The 23800-nt window shown below is 68.2% G+C and carries 20 protein-coding genes and 3 pseudogenes; 13 read left to right on the top strand and 10 right to left on the bottom strand.

Features of this window, described 5'->3' with window-relative positions; genetic code table 11:
* Nucleotides 1–127 precede the first annotated feature (127 nt).
* Complete coding sequence (locus tag BN118_RS02965) at nt 128–766, bottom strand: VTT domain-containing protein (protein WP_003814332.1); 639 nt, start codon at nt 764–766, stop codon at nt 128–130.
* 86 nt (nt 767–852) lie between these two features.
* Here BN118_RS02965 and mutL point away from each other — a divergent pair, with 86 nt between their 5' ends.
* Nucleotides 853–2742 carry a DNA mismatch repair endonuclease MutL gene (gene mutL / locus BN118_RS02960; RefSeq protein WP_014905502.1) on the top strand — a complete coding sequence of 630 codons (1890 nt, stop codon included), beginning with the start codon at nt 853–855 and terminating at the stop codon, nt 2740–2742.
* Nucleotides 2739–3680, top strand: a complete 942-nt coding sequence (gene miaA, locus BN118_RS02955; RefSeq protein ID WP_003814337.1) for a tRNA (adenosine(37)-N6)-dimethylallyltransferase MiaA — start codon at nt 2739–2741, stop codon at nt 3678–3680. The genes mutL and miaA overlap by 4 nt, the downstream gene beginning before the upstream one ends.
* 43 nt (nt 3681–3723) lie before the next feature.
* On the opposite strand, the gene purM is transcribed toward miaA, so the two are convergent.
* Nucleotides 3724–4773, bottom strand: coding sequence for a phosphoribosylformylglycinamidine cyclo-ligase (gene purM, locus BN118_RS02950; RefSeq protein ID WP_014905501.1), 1050 nt, complete (start codon nt 4771–4773; stop codon nt 3724–3726).
* Nucleotides 4774–5025: 252 nt separating this feature from the next.
* Between purM and hda the strand changes: the two genes are divergently transcribed.
* The 4 genes from hda to BN118_RS02930 are packed head-to-tail and all read left to right on the top strand — an operon-like array spanning nt 5026 to nt 8266.
* Nucleotides 5026–5727, top strand: a complete 702-nt coding sequence (gene hda, locus BN118_RS02945) for a DnaA regulatory inactivator Hda (protein WP_010929704.1) — start codon at nt 5026–5028, stop codon at nt 5725–5727.
* On the top strand, nt 5724–6422 hold the full coding sequence (locus tag BN118_RS02940; RefSeq protein ID WP_010929703.1) for an HAD family hydrolase: 699 nt from the start codon (nt 5724–5726) through the stop codon (nt 6420–6422). The genes hda and BN118_RS02940 overlap by 4 nt, the downstream gene beginning before the upstream one ends.
* Nucleotides 6423–7778: a polynucleotide adenylyltransferase PcnB gene (pcnB, locus tag BN118_RS02935; protein WP_010929702.1), complete on the top strand. Its 1356-nt coding sequence runs from the start codon at nt 6423–6425 to the stop codon at nt 7776–7778.
* Nucleotides 7775–8266, top strand: coding sequence for a 2-amino-4-hydroxy-6-hydroxymethyldihydropteridine diphosphokinase (locus tag BN118_RS02930; protein WP_010929701.1), 492 nt, complete (start codon nt 7775–7777; stop codon nt 8264–8266). The genes pcnB and BN118_RS02930 overlap by 4 nt, the downstream gene beginning before the upstream one ends.
* 18 nt (nt 8267–8284) lie before the next feature.
* Here the strand turns inward: BN118_RS02930 and BN118_RS02925 are convergent, their stop codons facing one another.
* The 3 genes and pseudogenes from BN118_RS02925 to BN118_RS19265 form a co-directional block, all read right to left on the bottom strand.
* Complete coding sequence (locus tag BN118_RS02925; protein WP_003814351.1) at nt 8285–9241, bottom strand: tripartite tricarboxylate transporter substrate binding protein; 957 nt, start codon at nt 9239–9241, stop codon at nt 8285–8287.
* Between the two features lie 26 nt (nt 9242–9267).
* A pseudogene (locus tag BN118_RS02920) lies at nt 9268–10646 on the bottom strand (MmgE/PrpD family protein).
* Nucleotides 10643–12745 (bottom strand): TRAP transporter large permease, encoded by a 2103-nt coding sequence (locus BN118_RS19265; RefSeq protein WP_003814355.1) that lies wholly within the window; start codon nt 12743–12745, stop codon nt 10643–10645. Before BN118_RS19265 ends, BN118_RS02920 begins: the two are co-directional and overlap by 4 nt.
* A gap of 170 nt (nt 12746–12915) precedes the next feature.
* On the opposite strand from BN118_RS19265, the gene BN118_RS02910 reads away from it, so the two are divergent.
* Complete coding sequence (locus tag BN118_RS02910; protein WP_014905500.1) at nt 12916–13959, top strand: TRAP transporter substrate-binding protein; 1044 nt, start codon at nt 12916–12918, stop codon at nt 13957–13959.
* Between the two features lie 142 nt (nt 13960–14101).
* Nucleotides 14102–14746 (top strand): GntR family transcriptional regulator, encoded by a 645-nt coding sequence (locus BN118_RS02905; protein WP_229131159.1) that lies wholly within the window; start codon nt 14102–14104, stop codon nt 14744–14746.
* A gap of 16 nt (nt 14747–14762) precedes the next feature.
* Here BN118_RS02905 and BN118_RS20655 read toward each other — a convergent pair whose 3' ends face one another.
* From BN118_RS20655 to BN118_RS02895, 3 genes and pseudogenes are all read right to left on the bottom strand, one after another.
* A complete protein-coding gene (locus BN118_RS20655; protein WP_227915036.1) occupies nt 14763–15179 on the bottom strand; it encodes an NAD-binding protein in 417 nt (138 codons plus the stop codon).
* Nucleotides 15180–15282: 103 nt separating this feature from the next.
* A pseudogene (locus BN118_RS20650) lies at nt 15283–15660 on the bottom strand (NAD(P)-binding domain-containing protein); the annotation flags it as partial.
* Between the two features lie 105 nt (nt 15661–15765).
* A complete protein-coding gene (locus BN118_RS02895; protein WP_003814363.1) occupies nt 15766–16176 on the bottom strand; it encodes a carboxymuconolactone decarboxylase family protein in 411 nt (136 codons plus the stop codon).
* A 127-nt stretch (nt 16177–16303) separates the two neighbouring features.
* Here BN118_RS02895 and BN118_RS02890 point away from each other — a divergent pair.
* From BN118_RS02890 to BN118_RS02875, 4 genes and pseudogenes are all read left to right on the top strand, one after another.
* A pseudogene (locus BN118_RS02890) lies at nt 16304–17129 on the top strand (N-acyl homoserine lactonase family protein).
* A complete protein-coding gene (locus BN118_RS02885; RefSeq protein WP_010929700.1) occupies nt 17126–17923 on the top strand; it encodes an SDR family oxidoreductase in 798 nt (265 codons plus the stop codon). The pseudogene BN118_RS02890 and the gene BN118_RS02885 overlap by 4 nt, the downstream one beginning before the upstream one ends.
* A gap of 98 nt (nt 17924–18021) precedes the next feature.
* Nucleotides 18022–18972 (top strand): IS481-like element IS481 family transposase, encoded by a 951-nt coding sequence (locus BN118_RS02880; protein ID WP_014905499.1) that lies wholly within the window; start codon nt 18022–18024, stop codon nt 18970–18972.
* The gene (locus BN118_RS02875) at nt 18945–19886 is read left to right on the top strand and encodes an IS481 family transposase (protein ID WP_041166247.1); all 942 of its coding nucleotides are present in this window, start codon (nt 18945–18947) and stop codon (nt 19884–19886) included. Before BN118_RS02880 ends, BN118_RS02875 begins: the two co-directional genes overlap by 28 nt.
* A gap of 12 nt (nt 19887–19898) precedes the next feature.
* On the opposite strand, the gene BN118_RS02870 is transcribed toward BN118_RS02875, so the two are convergent.
* Together BN118_RS02870 and BN118_RS02865 are read right to left on the bottom strand one after the other, a co-directional pair.
* Nucleotides 19899–20900, bottom strand: a complete 1002-nt coding sequence (locus tag BN118_RS02870; RefSeq protein ID WP_014905498.1) for a HindIII family type II restriction endonuclease — start codon at nt 20898–20900, stop codon at nt 19899–19901.
* Between the two features lie 91 nt (nt 20901–20991).
* Nucleotides 20992–21558, bottom strand: coding sequence for a SecDF P1 head subdomain-containing protein (locus BN118_RS02865; RefSeq protein WP_010929682.1), 567 nt, complete (start codon nt 21556–21558; stop codon nt 20992–20994).
* A 318-nt stretch (nt 21559–21876) separates the two neighbouring features.
* On the opposite strand from BN118_RS02865, the gene thiC reads away from it, so the two are divergent.
* On the top strand, nt 21877–23790 hold the full coding sequence (gene thiC, locus BN118_RS02860) for a phosphomethylpyrimidine synthase ThiC (RefSeq protein WP_010929683.1): 1914 nt from the start codon (nt 21877–21879) through the stop codon (nt 23788–23790).
* The last annotated feature ends 10 nt before the right edge of the window (nt 23791–23800 follow it).

The following is a 23800-nucleotide window of genomic DNA, read 5'->3' as shown; positions in this document are numbered from 1 at the left end:
CCGGCAGAGACAGATACCGCCTTGGCCGTCAAGCGTCGATGGCGTACAGCAGGGTGCCTGTCCCGGCTGGGACAGGCACCCTTGCCGCGGGTGTCGCTCCTCCCCAACGGGGACGGGCGCCCGCTTCTCACTGCCCGCGCCGTACCTGCAGCAGGCGCACCAGCGCGCCGATCACCACGGGCACGATGGCCGCGCCCAATCCGATCAGCACGATGGTGTTCAGGTGTTCGCGCACCAGCGGAATGTTGCCGAAGAAATAGCCCGCGGCCACCAGGCTGATCACCCACAGCAGCGCGCCGCCGATGTTGAACAGCTGGAAGCGCGCCAGGCGCATGTCCGCCACGCCGGCCACGAACGGCGCGAAGGTGCGGATCACGGGAATGAAGCGCGACATGACGATGGTCTTGCCGCCGTGCTTCTCGTAGAACGCATGCGTGCGCATCAGCGCATTGCGGTCCAGGAAGCGCAGGTTCATCGAGAACACGCGCGGCCCGATGTAGCGCCCTATCGTGTAGTTGACCGTATTGCCGCTGATGGCCGCCACGATCAGCAGCGCTGCCGTCAGCACCGGGTCCATGTGGCCGGTGGCGCCGAACGCGCCGGCGATGAACAGCAGCGAGTCGCCGGGCAGGAACGGCAGCACCACCAGCCCGGTCTCGGCAAACACGATGAGAAACAGCACCAGGTACACCCACACGCCATACTGTTCGACCCAGATGCCTAGGGTCTGGTCGATGTGGAGCACCATATTGAAGAAGTCGAGCATGAGGGTCCGTGGATACGAGGCCGGCCGCCGGGCGGTAGCGTAGGGCTAAAATCGCCATTATTGCCTATTCCGTTTGCCGCCCCTCCATGTCCGATCGCCGCCCGATTGCTACCCTGCCCGACCTGTTGATCAGCCAGATCGCCGCCGGCGAGGTGATCGAACGGCCGGCGTCGGTGCTCAAGGAAATCCTTGAAAACGCCATCGACGCCGGCGCGCGCGCCATCGAGGTGCGCCTGGAAGGCGGCGGCATCCGCCGCATCGCCGTCACCGACGACGGCAGCGGCATCCCGCCCGAGGAACTGCCGCTGGCGCTCACGCGCCATGCCACCAGCAAGATCCGCTCGCTCGACGAACTGGAGTCGGTGGCCTCGATGGGGTTTCGCGGCGAGGCCCTGGCGTCGATCGCCTCGGTGGCCGACCTCACCATCATCTCGCGCACGCGCGGCGCCGAGCACGCCTGGCAGATCGACGGCGGCAGCCTGCAGGTCAGCCCGGCCTCGGGGCCGCCAGGCACGACGATAGACGTACGCCAGCTGTTCGACCGCGTTCCGGCGCGGCGCAAGTTCCTGCGCTCGGAAGCCACCGAATTCGGCCATTGCGTCGACGCCATGGAACGCATCGCGCTGGCCCATCCCGAAGTCGCTTTCCGCCTGTTCCACCACGACCGCGCGCAGCGCCAATGGCTGCCGGCCGACCATGGACAGCGCATCCGCGACGTGCTGGGCGCCGAATTCGTCGGCCATGTGCTGCCGGTGCTGGCGGCCGCCGGCGCCATCGCCCTGATGGGCATGGTGACGCGGCCCACCGCCGCGCGGGCGCGCGCCGACCGCCAGTACCTGTACGTCAATGGCCGCTTCGTGCGCGACCGCACCGTCAGCCATGCCTTGCGCAGCGCCTATGCCGACGTGCTGCACGGCGACCGGCAACCCGCCTATGTGCTGTATCTGGACATCGACCCGGGCGCGGTCGACGTCAACGTGCACCCGGCCAAGCACGAAGTGCGCTTTCGCGACAGCGGCGCGGTGCACCGGTTCGTTTCGCAGGTGGTGGGCCAGACGCTGGCGCAGACCGGCGGGGCCGAAGCGGTGCCGGCCGGCGTCCCGGACGGCGCCGCCCCCGACGCGGCCTACGCCGGCGAGCCGGCCGCCGCCGCGCCCGGCCTGGCCGAGCCGCGCGCGCCCTATCCCGCTGCGTATCCGTCGCCGGGCCAGTCGCCCTATCAAGGGTCGCCGGCACGGCCGCACACGCAGGTGCCGTTCCGCCTGCACGGCGAACCCGCCGGCATACCCGCGACCGACTGGCAAAGCCTGTACCGCCCCCTGCCCGGAGATGCGGCGCCGGCCGCCACGGCACTGCGCGCCGCCCCCGCCACGCCGCTGCCGACGGCCGACGAGCATCCGCTGGGGCAGGCCCTGGCGCAGCTGCACGGCATCTACATCCTGGCGCAGAACTCGCGCGGGCTGGTGCTGGTCGACATGCACGCCGCGCACGAGCGGGTGGTCTACGAACAGCTCAAGCGCGCCCTGGACGACCGGGCGCTGCCGCGCCAGGACTTGCTGGTGCCGGTCGTGTTCCACGCCGCCGAGAAGGACGTGGCGCTGGTCGAAGAGCACGAGACCCAGCTGAACGAGCTGGGTTTCGAGATGCGCCCGTCCGGCCCCGCCTCCATCGCGGTGCGCAGCGTGCCGGCCCTGCTGGCGCGCGGCGACATCGAAAGCCTGGCGCGCGCCGTGCTGCGCGACCTGGGCGCGGTGGGCGTGTCGCGCCTGCTGACCGAGCAGCGCAACGAGCTGCTGAGCACCATGGCCTGCCATGGCTCGGTGCGCGCCAACCGGCGCCTGACGCTGGAGGAAATGAACGCGCTGCTGCGCCAGATGGAAATCACCGAGCGCGCCGACCAGTGCAACCACGGCCGCCCCACCTGGGTGCAATGGTCGGTCAACGACCTCGACAAACTGTTCCTGCGCGGCCAATGACCCCGCGCGCCATCATCTGCCTGGCCGGCCCCACGGCGGCCGGCAAGAGCGCTTCGACCCTCGCGCTGGCGCAGCGCTGGCCGCTCGAAATCATCAACGTCGATTCGGCCACCATCTACCGCGGCATGGACATCGGCACCGCCAAGCCGTCGGCGGCCGAGCGCGCCCAGGTTCCCCAGCACCTGCTGGATATCCGCGATCCGGCGCAATCGTATTCGGCCGCCGAATTTCGCGCCGACGCGCTGCGGCTGATCGCAGAGATCCACGCGCGCGGCCGCATTCCGCTGCTGGCCGGCGGCACCATGCTGTACTACAAGGCGCTGCGCGAAGGGCTGGACGATTTGCCGCAGGCCGATCCGGCGCTGCGCGCCGAACTCGAGGCGCGCGCCGCGCGGCTGGGCTGGCCTGCGCTGCATGCCGAGCTGGCGTTGCTGGACCCCGCCACCGCGGCGCGCCTGTCGCCCAACGACAGCCAGCGCATCCAGCGCGCGCTGGAAATCTGCCGCCTGGCCGGCCAACCTATGTCGGCCCTGCTGCAAGGCGAACGGCGCGGCGACGCGCCATCGCCCTACCGCTACGTCACGCTCAGCCTGGAGCCCTCCGAGCGCGCGGCGCTGCACGCGCGCATCGCGCAGCGTTTCGACGCCATGCTGGCGGCCGGGCTGGTCGAGGAAGTACGCGGCCTGCACGCGCGACCGGACCTGCACCCGGGGCTGCCGTCGGTGCGCTGCGTCGGTTACCGGCAGATGTGGTCGTACCTGGATGGCGATATCGACCTGGATACCGCGCGCGAACAAGGCGTGGCGGCCACGCGCCAGCTGGCCAAGCGCCAGCTTACCTGGCTGCGCGCGCAGCCGGAGCGCGTGATCATCGATTGCCTGGCCGGCGACGCCGTGGCGCGCACCGTCGACGCGATGGCGCGGGCGCTGCCCGACTGAGCAAGGGTGCCTGTCCCCGCGGGGACAGGCACCGAACCCTGCCTCAGACCACGACGGTCTGGGCCATGCCGTCCTGCTGCGGCACGATTTCGCCGATCTGGTTGACGATCTCGCCCTGCTCGCGCAGCGTGGCGGCGACGGCGTCGGCCTGGTCCGCCGCGACCACCAGCACCATGCCGATGCCGCAGTTGAACACGCGGTGCATCTCGGCATCGGCCACGCTGCCCTGCTGCTGCAGCCACTGGAACAGCTTGGGCATTTCCCAGCCGTCGCGCTGCAATTGCGCGGCCATGCCGGGTTGCAGGATGCGCGGCACGTTGTCGAGCAGGCCGCCGCCGGTGATATGCGCCAGGCCCTTGATGGCCGGGCCGTGGCGATCCAGGGCCGCCAGCACCTGCTTGACGTAGATGCGGGTCGGCGCCATGACCACGTCGACCAGCGGCTGGCCGTGGAAGTCCTGGTCGGGGCGCGCGCCGGCGCGCTCGAGGATCTTGCGCACCAGCGAATAGCCGTTCGAGTGCGCGCCGCTGGAAGCCAGGCCCAGCACCACGTCGCCCGGCTGGATCGACTTGCCGTCGATGATGGCCGACTTGTCGACCGCGCCCACCGCGAAGCCCGCCAGATCGTATTCGCCGTCGGGATACATTCCCGGCATCTCGGCGGTTTCGCCGCCGATCAGCGCGCAGCCGGCCAGTTCGCAGCCGCGCGCGATACCGCCCACCACCGCGGCCGCCGTGTCCACCGACAGCTTGCCGCAGGCGAAGTAGTCGAGGAAGTACAGCGGCTCGGCGCCCTGCACCAGGATGTCGTTGACGCTCATGGCGACCAGGTCGATGCCCACGGTGTCATGGCGGTTCCAGTCGAACGCCAGGCGCAGCTTGGTGCCCACGCCGTCGGTGCCGGACACCAGCACGGGCTCGCGGAATTTCTTCGGCACCTCGAACAGGGCGCCGAAGCCGCCGATGCCTGCCAACACTCCGGGACGCATGGTGCGCGCGGCCAGGGGTTTGATGCGGTCGACCAGCGCGTCGCCTGCATCGATGTCGACCCCGGCATCGCGATAGGTCAAGGGAGCGGAATGTTGATTAGTCATGTGAAAAACCGTGGGGTATGTAACAATTGCGGGATTTTGGGTGGTACGTCCGGGATTTTACGACGCCGGGCGCGATCCTGGCCGCAAACCCCTGGAAATGCTCCGAAATGCTCCGCCCGCCGGGTTTCGCCCCTGCGCGTTCGCCATTGCGCGACACTGCCCGGCCCGCAGTGGTTTAATGCAGGGTTGGCCGCGCCGGGGCATGCCATGCGCCGCGCGCCGCGATCCGGAAAGCCTGTTTTATCGCCATACATGAACCGCCAGCTGCTGCTTGACGTTCTTCCTGCGCCTGCGCCTGCGCTGAACAACTACATTGCCGGTCCCAACGGCCAGGCGCTGGCGGCCGCGCACGCCCTGACGGCCGGGCGGGCCATCTACCTGTGGGGGCCGGCCGGCTGCGGCCGTACGCACCTGCTGCGCGGCCTGAGCGCCCGGCCCGAGGCCATCTACATCGACGCCGCGCGCGCGGCGCAGTCGCTGCGCGAGCTGGCCGAGGCCGACTCCACCGCGCCCATGCCGCGGCTGGTGGCCGTCGACGACGTGCACCGCATGGACGACGCGCGGCAGGCCGGCCTGTTCGCCCTGTACAATCGCTGGCGCGAATCGGCCGCCACCGGCCGGGCCTTCGCGCTGGCCGTCTCCGGCGACCGCGCCCCGATGTCGCTGCCGCTGCGCGAAGACCTGCGCACCCGGCTGGGCTGGGACCTGGTCTTCCGGCTCGACCCCCTGTCCGACGCGGACAAACTGGCCGCGCTGACCGCCCAGGCCGCCGAGCGCGGCCTGCAGCTGGCGCCCGAGGTCATCAACTGGATGCTCACCCACCACGAACGCGACATCCGGAAGCTGGCCGCCTTGCTGGACGCGCTGGACCGCTATTCGCTGGCCACCGGCCGGCCCATTACCATTCCCCTGCTTCGCGCCATGCTGGCAGACCCTCACTCGCAAGCGACATGACGACCCGACGCCTAGCCCTGTTCGACCTCGACCACACCCTGTTGCCGTTGGACAGCGACTACCAATGGGCCGACTTCCTGGCCCGCACCGGCCGCGCCGGCGATCCCGCCGAGGCGCGCCGGCGCAACGACGACCTGATGGAGCGCTACAACCGCGGCGAACTGACCGCCGAGCAGGCCGCCGAGTTCATGCTGGGCCTGCTGGCGGCGCACTCGCCGGTGGAGCTGGCCGCCTGGCACGAGGAATTCATGCGCGATGTGATCCGCCCCAGCCTCACGGTCCAGGCGGTGGACGTGGTGCGCGGACACCTGGCGGCCGGCGACCTGTGCGCGCTGGTGACCGCCACCAACAGTTTTGTCACCGCCCCGATCGCGCGCGCCTTCGGCGTGCAGCACCTGATCGCCACCGACCCGGAATACCGCGACGGCCGGTACACTGGTCGCATCGAAGGCACGCCCAGCTTCCGCGAAGGCAAGGTGGTGCGGGTCAACCAGTGGCTGGCCGGCATGGGCCTGGCGCTGGGCGATTTCGCCGAGTCGTACTTCTACAGCGATTCGGTCAACGATGTTCCCTTGCTGGAAGCGGTAACACGGCCTATCGCCGCCAATCCCAGCCCGGGCCTGCGCGAAATCGCCCAGGCGCGCGGATGGCAGGTGATCGACCTGTTCGACCACCTCGAAGATGCGAAGTCCTAAATGATTACCGAAACCATAAGAAAATTTGTCGGCCGGCTGTTCGCGCCGGCCCTGCGCGGCCCACAGCGCATCGGCGCGGAACGCCATGGCATCGATCGCCGCAATGTCTCGCGCCACGCCATCAAAGTCTGCGACGTCCTGCGCCAGCATGGCTACGAAGCCTATATCGTCGGCGGCGCGGTGCGCGACCTGATCGTGGGCCTGGAGCCCAAGGATTTCGACGTGGCCACCAATGCCACGCCCGAGCAGATCCGGCCGCTGTTTCGCCGCGCCCGCATCATCGGCCGGCGCTTCCAGCTGGTGCACGTGGTGTTCGGCCAGGAAATCATCGAAACCTCGACCTTCCGCGCGCCGGCCTCGGACGACCAGGAAACCGACGAGCACGGCCGCATCCTGCGCGACAACGTATTCGGCAGCCAGGAAGAAGACGCGGCGCGCCGCGACTTCACCATGAACGCGCTGTACTACGACCCGCACACCGAGGAAGTCATCGACTACCACCAGGGCGTGCAGGACCTGAAAAAGCGCCAGGTGCGCATCATCGGCGATCCGGTCAAGCGCTATCGCGAAGACCCCGTGCGCATGCTGCGGGCGGTGCGCTTCGCCGCCAAGCTGAACGGCAGCATCGATACCGCCACGCGGCAGCCGATCCGCACCATGGCCAGCCTGATCGAGAACGTGCCGGCCTCGCGCCTGTTCGACGAAATGCTCAAGCTGCTGACCTGCGGCCACGCCATGGACTGCCTGCGGCAGTTGCGCAACGACGGCCTGCACCACGGCCTGCTGCCCTTGCTCGACGTCGTGCTCGAGCAGCCCGGCGGCGAGAATTTCGTCGAACTGGCGCTGGAGCGCACCGATGCGCGCGTGCGCGCCGGCAAGACCATCAGCCCCAGCTTCCTGTTCGCGGCGCTGCTGTGGCAACTGGTCGACGTGCGCTGGAAACAGCTGCGGGCCCAGGGCGAGCACAACATCCCCGCGCTGGTGCAGGCCGCCGACTCGGTGCTGGACGAACAGACCGAGAAACTGGCCATCCAGCGCCGCTTCTCGTCCGATATGCGCGAGATCTGGTTCATGCAGCCGCGCTTCGAGCGCCGCGCCGGCAAGACCATCTACCGCATGCTGGAGCAGCCGCGCTTTCGCGCCGCCTGCGACTTCCTGCAGCTGCGCGCCGCCGCCGGCGAGTTCGACAGCGTGCTGGCCCAGTGGTGGATGGACCTGGCCAATGGCGACGATGCCACGCGCGCCGAAATGATCGAGGAAACCGCCCACCTGCCGCGCGAAACGGGCGACGCGCCGGCGCAAAAGCGCCGCCGTCCGCGCCGCCGCCCGTCCAACCGCCCGCGCGAACCGCAATGAACGGCAGCCCGGCTTCCACCCTGGCATACGTCGGCCTGGGAGCCAGCCTGGGCGACGCGGCCGCCACGCTGCGCAGCGTGCTTGCCGAACTGGCCGCCGCGCCAGGCATCCTCGCCTGCAAGGCTTCGCGCCTGTACCGGACGGCGCCCGTCGAGGCCCAGGGTCCCGACTTCGTCAACGCGGTCGCCGCGCTCGACACCACGCTGGCGCCGCTGGACCTGCTGGACCTGTTGCAGGCGCTGGAACAGCGCCATGGCCGCGAGCGGCCCTACCGCAATGCGCCGCGCACCCTGGACCTGGACCTGCTGCTGTATGGCGAACAGGCCATCGACCATCCCCGCCTGAGCGTGCCGCATCCGCGCATGCATGAACGCGCCTTCGTGCTGGCGCCGCTGTGCGAACTGGTCCCCGCCCTGCGCCTGGCGCAAGGCGACTGCGCGGCGCTGCTGGCCGCGCTGGAAGACCAGGCCATCGAGCCGCTGCGCTGAGGGCAGCGGCTCCCCTGGTCAGGGCTGCAGATTGCCTTCCTTGACCACCTTGCCCCACTTGGCGATCTCGTCCTGCAGGAAGGCCGCCGCGTGCGCCGGGCTGTCCGCCACCAGATCGATACCGTCGCGCTCGAGCATCTGGCGCATGGCCGGCGTGTTCAGCGCGCGCGCCGACGCTTCGTTCAGCTTCTGGATCACCGCCGGCGGCGTGCCCTGCGGCGCGGCCAGCACGAACCAGTTGCGGGCCTCGAAGCCCGGCAGGGTCTCGGCCACGGTCGGCACGTCGGGCAGGATGGCCATGCGCTTGGACCCCGTGGTCGCCAGCACGCGCAGCTTGCCCGCGCGCACGTGGACCAGGGACGAAGCCGGGTTGTCGATCATCAGGTCCACTTCACCGCTGATCAGGTCCATGAACGCCGCGCCCGCCCCCTTGTAGGGAATCGTCATGAACGTCACCCCGCCCTGCCCGGCGAGCATGGCGGTGGCCAGCGCCTGGATGCCGGTGCTGGCGCTCAGGGCGAAATTGATGCGGTCCGACTGCCTGGCCTGCGCCAGCACGTCCGGCAGCGACGCCGCCTTGAACCTGTTGCTGGCCACCAGCACCTGGGGCGCCGCCGCCATGATCATGACCGGAGAGAAATCCTTGACCGGGTCGTACGGCACCTGCGGATAGAACGCCGGCGTCGTGGCGAAGGCGGCCGAACTCAGCAGCAGCGTGTAGCCGTCGGCCGCGGCCCGCGCGACGTCGGTGGCGCCGATCTGCCCGGTGTTGCTGGGCTTGTTCTCGACCACGATGCTCTGACCCAGGATATCTCCAAGCTCCTTGGCGAAGGGACGCGCCAGCGCATCGACGCCGCCGCCCGCGGCAAACGGCACCACGATGCGCACCGCCTTGTCGGGGTAGCCGGCATGCGCCGCGCCGCTTCCCACCGTCATCGCCGCGGCCAGCAGCGTTCCCCAGATTCTCTTCTTCACGTATGTCTCCTATGTTGCACGTGCATTCAGGCGGCCGGCTGTTCCGCCGCCAGTCGCATGACGGCGGCGGCATCGCCCGCCTCATCCAATGTCCAGACCGCCTCGATCAGCCGGTCCGCATCCACGCGCGCGCCGCCATGGCGGCACAGTTCGCGCAGTTTTTCCTCGATCTCGTCGTCTTGCAGCGGCCGCTCCCGCGACCCGCGCGCGGCCTGCACCTCGCGCTCGAGCAGCGTGCCGTCCTGGAACGCGATGCGCACCTTCACGGCGTCGACCGACATGCTGGCATCGTCGCGAAAGCCCAGCCGCAGGCCCAATGCCCGCAGCCCGGCGTCGGCGACCGCCTCGTCCGAAAACTCGGGCAGCCCGGCGCGGCCGCGCACCAGCGCCACGGCCACGGCATGCTGGGCACTGACTTGCGACTGCCGGCCGGTGGCGACGCCCGGCCGGTCGGTGCGCTGTTTCAACAGCGGATGCCCGGTCAGTTCGATGCGCTCGATGGCGGCCCAGCCGCCGCCGGCGATGCGGGGATCGGCCGCCAGCGCCAGGCAGGCGTCGATCACCGGATTGAGCACCACGCCGCAGGGATACGGCTTGTACGTGTTGTTCAGCACCTCCCAGCGTTCGCCCAGGCCGGCGCTGACCGCAGCGATATCGGGCGCGTCGGCGGCCACGCGCAGATAGCCGCGCACGCCCTCCAGCGGTTGCGGCGGTCCGTCGAAACCCTCCGCCGCCAGCAGGGCCGACAGCAGCCCGTTGCGCGCCGCATTGCCCACGCTGATGCTCTTGGCCGCGGTGCCCAGCGTTTCCACCTGCCCGCCTGCCTGCACCGCCGCGCAACCCAGTGCCGCCACCATGGCGTCGCCCGGCAGTCCCAGGCAGCGCGCGGCGCGGCGCCGAATACGCCGCAGGTCGACGTGATATGCCAGCCGCGCGCATAGTGCCCCGGCGACATGGCGTTGCCGATGCGGCAGGTCGCCTCGACGCCGAGCACGAACGCATGCAGCAGCTGCGCGCCGCTCAGCGGCCGGGTTTCGGCCAGCGCGAACAGGGCCGGCGCCGTGGGATGGATGATGGTGGGGTGATGCGTGTCGTCGAAATCGTAGACATTGGCCGCCATGGCATTGAGCGCGGCCGCGTTGAGCATGTCCAGGCGCCGCGCGCGGCCCACCAGCGACGCCCGCGCGTCCGAGGCGAACCGGGCATAGGTGCGCGTGGCGGTATCCAGGACGGGATCGCGCGCGGCCGCCAGCGCCACGGCGAAGTAATTCAACAGGCTGCGCCGGCCTTCGTGGCGCACCGCCTGCGGCACATCCTCCCAGCGGCTGGTGGCCGCGAAGCGCGCCAGTTCCGCGCTGACCGCGGGCGTGCCGGCGAGCGGCGAGACAGCTTGATTCATGGTCATTTCACTTGTTGGGGAAGCCACATCACGATCTGCGGATAAATGTAGATCAGGCACAGGAAGAGCAGGATGATCAGCACGAAGGGCAAGGCGCCGCGGATGATATCCGTGAAACGCGCCTTCTCGTTCATGCTGCGCAACACGAACAGAACCATGCCCACGGGCGGCGTGATCAGCCCGAGCTCGATCATCAGCACCAGGAAGACGCCGAACCAGATGGGGTCCAGGCCCAGCGACATGGCGATGGGGTATGTCACCGGCAGGGTCATCAGCATCATCGCGATGGACTCGACGAACATGCCCAGCACCAGATAGGCCAGCACCATGGCGGCGACGATCAGCGCCGGCGACAGATCCGCGCCCTGGATCAGGTTGACCACCTCGCGCGGCAGCCGCAGATAATCGAACACCCAGCTGAAGATGCCCGCGCCCACGACGATCAGCAGCAACAGCGCCGTCACCTTGGCGGAGTCGTGCGCGATCTCGAACAACGCCCGCCAGCTCAACTGGCGACGCACCAGGCACAGCACGAAGGCGCTGACGGCGCCGATGGCGGCGGCCTCGGTCGGCGTGGCCACGCCCGTGTACATCGAACCGAGCACCGCGCCGATGATCGCCACGAAAGGCACCATGCCGCGCGACGCGCTCAGCTTCTCGCGCAGCGTGTAGGCGCGCGCCACCGGCGCCGAGCCCGGCACCGCCAGCGCCCAGACCAGCGCGCCCAGCATGAAGCAGGCCATCAGCAGCAGGCCCGGCAACATGCCGGCCAGAAAGAGATGGGTGACCGACGCGCCCACGGTCGTGCCATAGATGATCATCGGGATGCTGGGCGGGATGAGAATGCCGAGCGTCGCGCCGGCCGCCGCTACCCCGTAGGTCAGGCGCGGACTGTAGCCGCGTTCGATCATGTCCGGGCAGGCCACCTTGCCCAGCGTGGCGGCCGTGGCCAGGCTCGAGCCCGACACCGCCGCGAACACGGCCGAGGCGCCCGCCGACGCGTGCGCCAGGCCGCCGGGCGCGCGGCCGAACCAGCGCACCAGCGCGTCGAACATGCCCGCGGTAATGCCGCTGCGCAGCAACAGTCCGCCCATGAAGATGAACATGGGCACGGCCGTCAGCGTGAAGGTATTGGTGCTGCTCCAGGCGCGCTCGGCCAGCAGCGACAGTTGCGGACGCGACAGCAGGAAATACACGCCGAACAGGCCCACCAGGCCCAACGCGACCCCGATGCGCACGCCGAGAAACAGCAGCAGCATCATGCTGGCTACCAGCAGGAAGGCGACCCAGCCCAGCGACTGTCCGCGCGCCAGGCCATACAGGACGGCGCAGCCGCCGACGACCAGCACGACGTGCGCCAGGGTGCGCACGCCGCTCCACGCCCATGCGCAGGCCAGCAGGGCCGCGACGATGAGGGCCATGCCCCAGTCGAAGCGGCCGCCGGCCGCCATCGGCACCGCATTGGCGCCCAGGGCCACCAGCGCGGCCGCCAGCAAGGCCAGCAGCGCCGGCGTCAGCCAGCGCCGCCAGGCCTGGGCAGGCGGGCTCAGGCGATAGATGTCCACCAGGATGGACATGCAGAAAACCACCATTCCCACCGACACCGCCAGCTCGGGCATCCACTGCGGCGTGGAAAGCAAGCCCCAGTCGCGCGTGTCGTTGAGGTACTCGCGCACGTTGAAACTGGCCATCTGCCAGCCCAGCACCACGCAGAACAGCAACGCCAGCCACTGGCACAGCAATTCCACCCGCAGGCGCACGGGCGCGGACAGGCGGTCGATCCAGAGTTCGACCTGGACATGCGAGTTGGAGGCCTGCGCCGCGGCCAGGCCGAAGAACACGGTGGCCACGAGCAGGTAGCCGGAGATCTCGGTCGCCCATGCCGTGGGCGCGTTGAAGAGGTAGCGCGAGAAGATCTCATAGCACATCGACAAGGCCATAAGCAGCAGCGCCACCGTCGCCAGCGCGCCGCAGGCGCGCGAGATCGCCGCCATCCAGCGGATCAGGCAGAAGTCCTGATCGATCGCCAGGGGGTAGGGGGAAGCGCCCGCAAGCTCCGCCGGCTCGATCGGCATGACAGGTGCCGGCATCTCGATACTGCTCATAGCTGTCTCCTCGACACACGCGGCGCGGCCGCGCGATGGTGTTTTCCCTGAGAGAGCCGGCAAGCTCCTCCCAGAATGATGTTATGACGGTATTATAGGCATATTGTATGATTGAATGCTTGGAATTTTAACAGCGCACCGCGCCGCAACACCAACCTAGGAGGAGCAACATGTCCCAACGTTTCCCGCTACCACGCGGATTCCAGGCCGCCCTGGCAGCGGCCGCCCTATGCACGGCCAGCTGGAGCGGCGGCGCCGCCGCCCAGACCTATGACCTGACCATGGCCGTCATCACTTCGCCCGGCGACGGCTATTCCATCCTCACGGCCTCGGTGCCCGAACGGGTGGCCAAGGCCACGGACGGCAAGGTCAAGGTCACGGTCAGCGATTCACTCGTGCCGCCGGCGCAAATCGCCACCGCCGTGCGCGAAGGCCGCGTGGACATGAGCGCCGCCCTGCACACCTACCTGGCGGCCGACGAGCCGCGCATGGGCATCTTCAACCTGCCCGGCCTGATCAACAACATCCAGGAATACAAGCAGGTGTGCGACGCCTTCTGGTGCGAGGACACCCGCAAGATCTGGAAGGACAAGTGGAACGCCATCGTCCTGGCCGAAGGCGCGTGGTGCACCCAGCAGCTCTTCTCCAAGGATCCGATCCACAAGGTCGAGGATTTCAAGGGCAAGCGGCTGCGCGTGCACAATCCGCAGACCGCCGAAGTCGTCAACGCGCTGGGCGGCAAGCCGGTCGCAATGCCCACCACGGAGATCTTCCCCGCGCTCGAGCGTGGCGTGATCGACGGCCTGTTCATCTCGACCTGCGTGGGCGGCTCGCTGGAATTCTGGCGCATCGCCAAGAACGTGCAGAACTGGAGCCTCGGCCCGATCAACGGCTGGGCCATCCTGGCCAACCCCGACAGCTGGCAGAAGCTGCCGGCCGACGTGCAGAAGCAGGTCCAGGGCGCGATGGATGCCCTGCAGCAGGAGGCCTTCGGCAATTACGACACCTTCGTCAGCAACGCCCAGCAGGAGATGATGAAGAAGGGCGTGACCTTCTGGGTAGCCCCCGAGGAGGAACGGGCTAAACTAATGCAGCAGCAATATATCGGTCCTTCCTACGAGGCGTGGAACAAGCGCGCCAAGCAGGTCGGGTTCGATGGCCCGGCCTATCTCGATCGCGTGCGCACGACGCTCGGCAAGAGCGCCTCGAACTGATCGCAGGCCGTCCAATGGTGTCCGGTGCGCTCGCACGCACCGGATGCCTTTCCCATTTTGCAATACGAACCGCATGACATCTCCCGCAGCGCCAGAAGGTGAATTCAAGGTCCAGCGTGTCGCTTCCGTACTGCGCCATAGCGTGACCGAGAGCATCCGCAACGCCATCCTGGTTGGCCGGTTCCGCCCGGGCGAACGCCTGCCCGAACGCGAACTCTGCGAAATGACCGGCGTCAGCCGCACCCTGGTGCGCGAAGCGCTGCGCCAGCTCGAATCCGAAGGCCTGATCGTCGTCATTCCGCACCGCGGCCCGGTGGTCGAGCGGCTGTCGCCCGAACAGGCGCGCGGCATCTACCAGGTGCGCGAGGAACTGGAAGGCCTGGCCTGCCAGCTGTTCGCCGAACACGCCACCGAACCCCAGCTCGCCGCCCTGCAGGAGGCCTTCCAGGCGCTCAAGCGCGCCCTCACGCGCGGCACGCCGCTGGAGCAGATCGCCGCCAAGAACGCGTTCTACCAGCAGCTGCTCGACGGGGCCGGCAACGAGGCGCTGACCACCACCCTGCGTCTGCTCAACTCGCGCGTCATGCTGCTGCGCTCGACGTCCATGCAGGCGCCGGGCCGCGCCAAGCACAGCGTGGCCGAGCTGTCGAACCTGCTGCAGGCCCTGGTGGCGCGCGACGGCAAGGCTGCCCGCAAGGCGGGCAGCCTGCACGTGCGCAATGCCGCCAGCGTGGCCATCGCCATCCTGCAGGACTCGCTGGCCGACGCTGCCGCGACGGCCGAGTAAGCCCCGCGCGGCGCGCTCAGCGTGCCGCCGCCCCGAACGGATCGGCCTCGACCGGCGTATCCACCTGGTAAGGCAACGCCTCGGGCAATCCCGACAGGCTGCGCATGACCGGGTAGATCGCGCTGTAATCCTGTCCGCCACGGCCCTGCGCGCGCGCCGCCGTATAGGACTGGAATGCCGCGCTGCCCATCGGTACGCAGGCTCGGCTGCGCGCCGCCAGTTCGAGCGCCAGGCCCAGGTCCTTGTGCGCCAGGTCGACCTGGAAACCCGCCGACAGGTCGCCGCGCAGCACCTTGTTCGGATAGGTGATGTTCATATGCCCCAGGCCGGCGATGGTCCCGCGCATGACCTCCAGGGCCAGCTCGACGCTCAGGCCGCTGGCCTCGGCCAGGGTCAGGGCCTCGGCCGTCAGGGCATTGAGCGAAATACCCATAGTTGTTGACCACCTTCACGCGCGAACCGCCGCCCACTTCGCCGCAATCGATGACCTGGTTGCCCATGCACAGCAGCGCATCGCGGGCGCGCGCCTTGTCCTGCGCGCTGCCGCTGGCGAGGATCAGCAGCGTGCCGCGCTGCGCCTCCATGGCGGAGCGGCCGACCGGCGAATCCAGCATGCGCATGCCGCGCTCGGCCAGGCGCTGCGCGATCAGGTCGGTTTCCTGGGGCAGGATGGTGGACATGTTGATGAACAGCGCGCCCGGGCCCATGCCCTGCAGGGCGCCGTCGGCGCCTTCGAGCGCCGCCTGGATATGCGTCGCGGTTGGCAGCATGGCGATGACCAGGGCGGCCCCGGCCGCCGCCTCGCGCGCGCTGGCGGCGCGCTGGCCGCCGGCCTGCGCCAGGGCGTCCAGCGCTTACGGATTCAGGTCGTAGCCGGTGACGGCATGGCCGCCCTTGACCAGGTTGCAGGCCATGGGCAGGCCCATCGCGCCCAGGCCGAGAAATGCGATCTTGTGTTTCTGCATGATGTCTCCTTGTCGGCCAGCGCGTCCAGGCACTGGCCTGTCCTCGCCAACGCGTCAGGCGAAGGCCCCTTCTTTCTCCATCGTCTCCACCACTTCGCGCACCGCCTTCATGGCGTCCAGCGCGGCGGGTACGCCACAGTAGATCGCCGCCTGCAGCACGACCTCGACGATTTCGTCCTTGGTCACCCCATTGTTGATCGCGCCGCGCAGGTGCAGGCGCAGCTCGTTGGGCCGGTTCAAAGCGATCAGCATGGCCAGGTTCAGGAAGCTGCGGGTCTTGCGCTCCAGGCCGGGACGCGTCCAGACTTCGCCCCAGCAATATTCGGTGACCAGCTTCTGCAGGGAAGCCGTGAGGTCATCGGCGCTATTGAGCGATTTATCCACATACGCGTCGCCGACCACCGCGCGGCGAACTGCCAGGCCTTTTTGGAACTGCTCGGTTTGAAACTCAGGCCGTAATGCCATGGTGTGTCTCCATTGAGTGAAAAGCGGCGCGTTGGAACATCCACTTGCTACCGCACTTCGTACTACTATAATACAATCCTATTATATTTATAAGATCCCAAACGTCATCCAGCCTGGAGGAGACACCTTGAACTGTGCGCCTTTTGACGTGTACGCCATCCGCTACGCGCGCCATAGCGGCCGGATCGCGGCCGACAACTATCTGGGCAAGGTGGATTTCCACGATGCCGAATCCGATCTCGATTACTACGTGTGGGCGCTGCGCCGCGGCGACGAGGTCTATGTGGTGGACACCGGCTTCGCCGAAGACGCGGCGCGCCAGCGCGGCCGCGAGCTGCTGATGCGCCCGGCGCAGGGCCTGGCCCTCATCGGCATCGACGCGACACAGGTGCGCGACGTGATCCTCACCCACCTGCACTACGACCACGCGGGCACGCTGGGCGACTTCCCCGCCGCCACCTTCCATGTGCAGGACGCCGAGCCGGCCTACGCCACCGGGCGCTGCATGTGCCATGGGCCGTTGCGCCACCCCTACGACGTCGAGGACGTGGTCGGGTTCGTGCGCAAGGTCTATGCCGGCCGGGTCAGCTTTCACAACGGCCAGACCGAACTGGCGCCCGGGCTGTCGCTGCACCTGGTCGGCGGCCACACCGGCGGCCTGCAGATCGTGCGCGTCTGGACGCAGCGCGGCTGGCGTGCTGGCTTCCGATGCCAGCCATCTCTACGGCAATATCGGCCACGACGCGCCCTTCCCGGCGGTCTACCACGTGGGCGACATGCTGGAGGGCTACCACACCGTCCGGCGGCTGGCGGACTCCGAGGCGCATATCGTGCCGGGCCATGATCCACAGGTGATGCAGCGCTACCCCGCGCCTTCGCCCGAGCTGCATGGCAAGGTGGTGCGGCTGGACGTCGCTCCCACGCCCGACGGGCTCGTGCCGGAGGCGGCATGAACCCGGCCCGCCCGCTACACGGGCGCTGCGCCCTGATCACCGGCGCCGAGGCCGGACTGGGGCTGGCCATCGCCGATACGCTGGCCCGTTCCGGCGCCGACATCGTGATGCACTGCCTGCAGGCCAACGAAAGCGCCCGCCAGGCGCAAGCCGCCCTGGCGCGCGAGCACGGCGTGCGGGTGCTGCTGCTGCAGGCCGACCTGCGGGACGTGGACCAGATCGAGGCCATGGCGGCCCAGGCGCTGGCCGAGCTGCCGCGCCTGGACATCCTGGTCAACAACGCCGTGGTGCGCCATTTCGAGCCGGCCCATGAACTGCCGCGCGCCCACTGGGACGAGTCGCTGGCCGTCAACCTGTCGGCGGCGTTCCACCTCGCCCGCCTGGCGCTGCCGGGCATGCTGGCGCAGGGCTGGGGCCGCATCATCAATCTGTCGTCGGTCTATGGCGCGGGAGCCGCGGCCAACCGGGTCGGCTACGTCACCACCAAGACCGCCCTGCTGGGACTGACCCGCGCGCTGGCCGTGGAAACCGCCGCCAGCGGCATCACCAGCAACGCCGTCGCGCCGGGAACCGCGCCCACGCCGGCCATCGTCGGCCGCATCACCGAGATCGCGCGGCGCGACGGCGTCGCGCAGGAACAGGCCGAACGCGAATACCTGGCCGCGCGCCAACCCACCGGCCGCTTCGTCGCCATGGAAAACGTGGCGGCCCTGGTCGCCTTCCTGTGCAGCGATGCCGGACGCGACATCACGGGCGCCACCCTGCCCATCGACGGCGGCTGGACCGCGGCCTAGGTGTGAAGATTCAATAGGTTGTATGCATGGTTCATCCGAACCGGATTTGAGAAACTGGAAATCGCCAACCCCCCAGTTCACTCAAGGAGCTCGGCCGGATGAACACCCATAAGCATGCCCGATTGACCTTCCTACGTCGACTCGAAATGGTCCAGCAATTGATCGCCCATCAAGTTTGTGTGTCTGAAGCGGCCCGCGCCTATGGGGTCACCGCGCCGACTGTGCGCAAATGGCTGGGCCGCTTCCTGGCTCAGGGCCAGGCGGGCTTGGCCGATGCGTCCTCGCGCCCGACGGTCTCGCCCCGAGCGATTGCGCCGGCCAAGGCGCTGGCTATCGTGGAGCTGCGCCGCAAGCGGCTGACCCAAGCGCGCATCGCCCAGGCGCTGGGCGTGTCAGCCAGCACCGTCAGCCGCGTCCTGGCCCGCGCCGGTCTGTCGCACCTGGCCGACCTGGAGCCGGCCGAGCCGGTGGTGCGCTACGAGCATCAGGCCCCCGGCGATCTGCTGCACATCGACATCAAGAAGCTGGGACGTATCCAGCGCCCTGGCCACCGGGTCACGGGCAACCGACGCGATACCGTTGAGGGGGCCGGCTGGGACTTCGTCTTCGTGGCCATCGATGACCACGCCCGCGTGGCCTTCACCGACATCCACCCCGACGAGCGCTTCCCCAGCGCCGTCCAGTTCCTCAAGGACGCAGTGGCCTACTACCAGCGCCTGGGCGTGACCATCCAGCGCTTGCTCACCGACAATGGCTCGGCCTTTCGCAGCCGCGCCTTCGCCGCGCTGTGCCATGAGCTGGGCATCAAGCACCGCTTTACCCGACCTTACCGCCCACAGACCAATGGCAAGGCCGAACGCTTCATCCAGTCGGCCTTGCGTGAGTGGGCTTACGCTCACACCTACCAGAACTCCCAACACCGAGCCGATGCCATGAAATCCTGGCTACACCACTACAACTGGCATCGACCCCACCAAGGCATCGGGCGCGCTGTACCCATCTCCAGACTCAACCTGGACGAATACAACCTATTGACAGTTCACAACTAGGTCGAGCCCTTCTTGTTAACAGGGTGATGCAACAGAACTGGACGATGAGGCAGGCCAGCCAGGCGGCAGGGGTGAGCCTGCGCACCGGTTACAAGTGGCTTGCCCGCTTCCGAAGCGAAGGTCTGGACGGCCTGCTTGACCGCAGTTCTCGCCCGCACCGCAGCCCGAAGGCCTGTGCGCCCGAGCAGGTTGAGCACTTCGCCCAGCAGCGCCGCCAGCGTCTGCCGCTGTGGCGCATCGCGCGTGAAGCCGGCCGCAGCCTGGCCACCGTGGCGCGGTATATGGAACGCATCGGCCTGAGTCGACTCGCCTCGTTGGAGCCGCCGGCGCCGGTGCGCCGCTATGAACGCGCCAGCCCAGGCGAGCTGCTGCACATCGACACCAAGCGGCTGGGCCGCATCCGGGGCGTGGGCCATCGCATCACCGGCGATCGGGCCCAGAACCGCAACCGCGGCATTGGCTGGGACGCTGTGCACCTGGCCATCGATGACTTCTCGCGCGTGTCCTTTGCTCGCATCCTCGACGATGAAGGCGGCGATCAGTGCGCTGAGTTCCTGCGCCAAGCCACCGCCTACTACGCCAGTCTGGGCGTGCGCATCGACCGCGTGATGACCGACAACGGCAGCGGCTACGTCTCCAGGACCTTTCGGGCGGTGTGCGTGGAGCTGGGAATCCGTCACATCCGCACCCGCCCCTACACCCCCAAGACCAACGGCAAGGCCGAGCGCCTCGTGCAGACCTGCTTACGGGAGTGGGCATACGCCAGGCCCTACACGAGCTCAGCCGAACGACAGGCTGCCTTGCAGCCCTTCATTGACCGCTACAACTGGTATCGGCCACACTCCGCTCTCGGACATCAGCCACCCATCACGCGTATCCCAGATGTGAATAACCTATTGAGAATCGACAACTAGCGCCAGGCGCGCCTAGGCGCGCGCATCGTCCAGTTGCAGGGTCAGCTGGCGCTGCGCCCCGCGCATCAGGTCCACGCGGGCCTGGATCTTCTTGCTGACCAGCAGTTCCGCAATGGCCTGCTCGCGGCTGAGACCGCGTATGCGCTGCGCCTCGGCGTCCCAGTGGGCGATCTCGTCGTCGAACTGGCGCTGCAGCAGCTGGCGCCGCGCGGCATAGCTGTCGCGCAGCGCCTGCTCGGTCTGGCCCGCCAGGCGGGCCACCAGCTGGTTCAGCCCATGCCAGTACTGACGCGCCTCTTTCCAGGCCGCCGTATCCTGGCCTGCGCGCGTGCCTGCGTACTCCCACAGCGGACGATAATCGCGGCCGGGCTGGTGGTGCCGCACCAGGAATGCCAGTTGCTCGAACGACAGCAGCAGCACATTGTTGTCAATCGCCTGCGCGTACAGCTGGCTGCGGCTCAACGGATACTGGAACGACGGCGCCAGCAGCACCGAATAATCGGCGCTGTAGCCGACACCCTGGCGCCACTTCTTCAGCGACGGCACCTTGTAGTCCTTGGGATTGAGGGCCGTGCGGCTCAGGCGGAAGATCTTGCCATCGCCCACGATGCGCTGGTCGCCGCATTCCGCATAGACGTCCGCGGCATCGCTGCGCTCGGCCAGCACCCGGGCCTGGAAACCGAGCTCGCCCAGCGCGCACGCCAGCAGCACATCGCTGTACTTGGCCAGCAGTTTCTCTTCCGACGAATCGTGGCCGATGCATTCGGAAATCACGCCGCCGTGCTGCAGGTGCTCGATGATCTGGTCGCGCGTGCAGGCGCGGATGGCCGCTTCCAGGCGGGCGCAACGCGCGGGAAAGTCGAGGGTGGCGTCGGCGCACAGCCGCACCACGGCCGCCACGACGCCATCGTGCAGCAAGGGATGGGGCAAGGGATGGGGCAAGGGATCAGAGGTGGTAAGCATAGGGGGGCACTGTACAACACGCTCGCCGACGCCATGGCGGGCGACGGGCACGGCCGCCCCACGGCTTGCCCATCCATGAAAAAGGCAGCCCCGCAAGGCTGTCCCGGTTTGCGCCGGCCGGCCGCGAACGGCCGGCCCGGGCTCAAGGCTTGGGAGCCGGCTTGGGGGCCGGCGCGGCCGGCACGCCGGCCGCGGGCGCGCCGGCGTCGCCACGGATCTTGGCGGCGATTTCCGAGGCCGCCTTGGCCGACGGCACGCCGAAGGCCAGCACGCCGCGGTTCAGGGGCTCGGCGATGCGCGGGGCGGCGACCAGTTCGCGATCGATCACCAATGCCAGCATATTGCCGATATTCTTGCTGCTGATGTCATTCAGCTTGCGGGCGCCCGCCTCGGTGAAACGCAGGCCCACGAAGTTCTGGCCCTGGCGGTCGACCAGCGCGGCCGCCTCGGTGAGATCGGCGCGAGTCAGGACCGGCTGCCGTTGCATGTAGAGCGAACCATCCGGCACCTTGACTTCCATCAGGCCGTCGCCGGCCTTGGCCTGAGCCACGTAGAACTCGACCGACGCCGCGCTCGCCTGCTGCGAGGAAGCCTGGTCCGCCGGCGTGGCCGCCTGGCCGTCGGTCTTCTTGGACGCGGTGGTGCATCCGGCCAGCACCAGCGTGGAAAAAGCCAGCGTGTAAGCCAGTTTGCGAATGGTCAGTTGCATGATGGTTTCCTTCTTCAGTTTGCAGAGAGGCTGACGCGCCGGACGCGCTGGCCACGGCGTTACAAAAAAGTGTACAGGTCCCCACGCAAGGCCGATAGTCGAGACTGCTTCCAGATGTAAAGACGCAATACGGCCTATACTCCAGGATCACGCAGGGGTACTCGCTGTCCCGCCTTCAAGGCCGGCAGCGTGTTGAGAGAGTCCCTTCGTACCAGTACGGATAATGCCGATGCTGGGAGCGTATTCCAGTTGCCGGCCCTTGCGCCAGCGCGGAATCCATCCCGATTCGGCTCCAAACCTTCTTGATTGGAGCTTTCCATGAACGCCAACCCCACGTTCCTGGCCGCCACGGCCGAGGTCGACGCAGCCGCCGTCGCGCCGTTGCCCAAATCCCGCAAAGTCTACGAAACCGGCTCGCGCCCGGATATCCGCGTGCCGTTTCGCGAGATCGAGCAGGCCGACACGCCCACCATGTTCGGCGGCGAGAAGAACCCGCCCCTGACCGTCTACGATACCAGCGGCCCGTACACCGACCCGCAGGCCAGCATCGACATCCGCCGCGGCCTGCCGGCCCTGCGCCGGGCCTGGATCGAAGAACGCGGCGACACCGAAGTGCTGGATGGCCCGACCAGCGACTACGGCAAGGAGCGCCTGACCGATCCGAAGCTGACGGCGATGCGCTTCGACCTGCAGCGCCCCCCGCGCCGCGCGCGCGCCGGCGCCAACGTGACGCAGATGCACTATGCGCGCCGCGGCATCGTCACGCCCGAAATGGAATTCATCGCGCTGCGCGAAAACCTGCGCCGCGAACACTACCTGGAAACGCTGCGCGCCAGCGGCCCGGATGGCGAGAAACTGGCCAAGCGCCTGCTGCGCCAGCACCCCGGCCAGTCGTTCGGCGCCGCCCTCCCGTCGGCCATCACGCCCGAATTCGTCCGCGAGGAAGTCGCGCGCGGCCGCGCCATCATCCCGGCCAACATCAACCACCCGGAAATCGAACCGATGATCATCGGCCGCAATTTCCTGGTGAAGATCAACGCCAACATCGGCAACTCGGCCGTCAGCTCCGGCATCGGCGAGGAAGTCGAGAAGATGACCTGGGCGATCCGCTGGGGCGGCGATACGGTCATGGACCTGTCGACCGGCAAGCACATCCACGAAACGCGCGAATGGATCATCCGCAATTCGCCGGTGCCGATCGGCACGGTGCCGATCTACCAGGCGCTGGAGAAGGTCGACGGCAAGGCCGAGGAACTGACCTGGGAAATCTTCCGCGATACGCTGATCGAGCAGGCCGAGCAAGGCGTGGACTACTTCACGATCCATGCCGGCGTGCGCCTGCCCTTCATCCCCATGACGGCCGACCGCATGACCGGCATCGTCTCGCGCGGCGGCTCGATCATGGCCAAGTGGTGCCTGGCGCACCACAAGGAGAGCTTCCTGTACGAGCGCTTCGAGGAAATCTGTGAAATCATGAAGGCCTACGACGTCAGCTTCTCGCTGGGCGACGGCCTGCGCCCCGGCTCGGGCTACGACGCCAACGACGAGGCGCAGTTCGCCGAGCTCAAGACCCTGGGCGAGCTGACCCAGGTGGCCTGGAAGCACGACGTGCAGGTCATGATCGAAGGCCCCGGCCACGTGCCGATGCAGATGATCAAGGAAAACATGGAACTGCAGCTCAAGCATTGCGACGAGGCGCCGTTCTATACCCTGGGCCCGCTGACCACCGACATCGCGCCCGGCTACGACCACATCACCTCGGGCATCGGCGCGGCCCTGATCGGCTGGTACGGCACGGCCATGCTGTGCTACGTGACGCCCAAGGAGCACCTGGGCCTGCCCAACAAGAAGGACGTCAAGGACGGCATCATCACCTACAAGATCGCCGCCCATGCCGCCGACCTGGCCAAGGGACATCCGGGCGCGGCCATCCGCGACAACGCGCTGTCGAAGGCGCGCTTCGAGTTCCGCTGGGACGACCAGTTCAACCTGGGCCTGGATCCGGACACCGCCAAGGAGTTCCACGACGAGACCCTGCCCAAGGACTCGATGAAAGTGGCGCACTTCTGCTCGATGTGCGGGCCGCATTTCTGCAGCATGAAGATCACGCAGGATGTGCGCGACTATGCCGCGGCGCAGGGCGTCAGCGAAAAGGACGCGCTGCAGCAGGGCATGCAGGAAAAGGCGGTGGAGTTCGTCAAGAAGGGCGCCGAGGTCTATCACCGGACCTGAGCGCCGGGCA

Source organism: Bordetella pertussis 18323, from assembly GCF_000306945.1.
GTDB classification, from domain to species: Bacteria; Pseudomonadota; Gammaproteobacteria; order Burkholderiales; family Burkholderiaceae_B; genus Bordetella; species Bordetella pertussis.
Note: the sequence above shows the minus strand (reverse complement) of the source record. Positions and strands in the feature narration are given on the sequence as shown.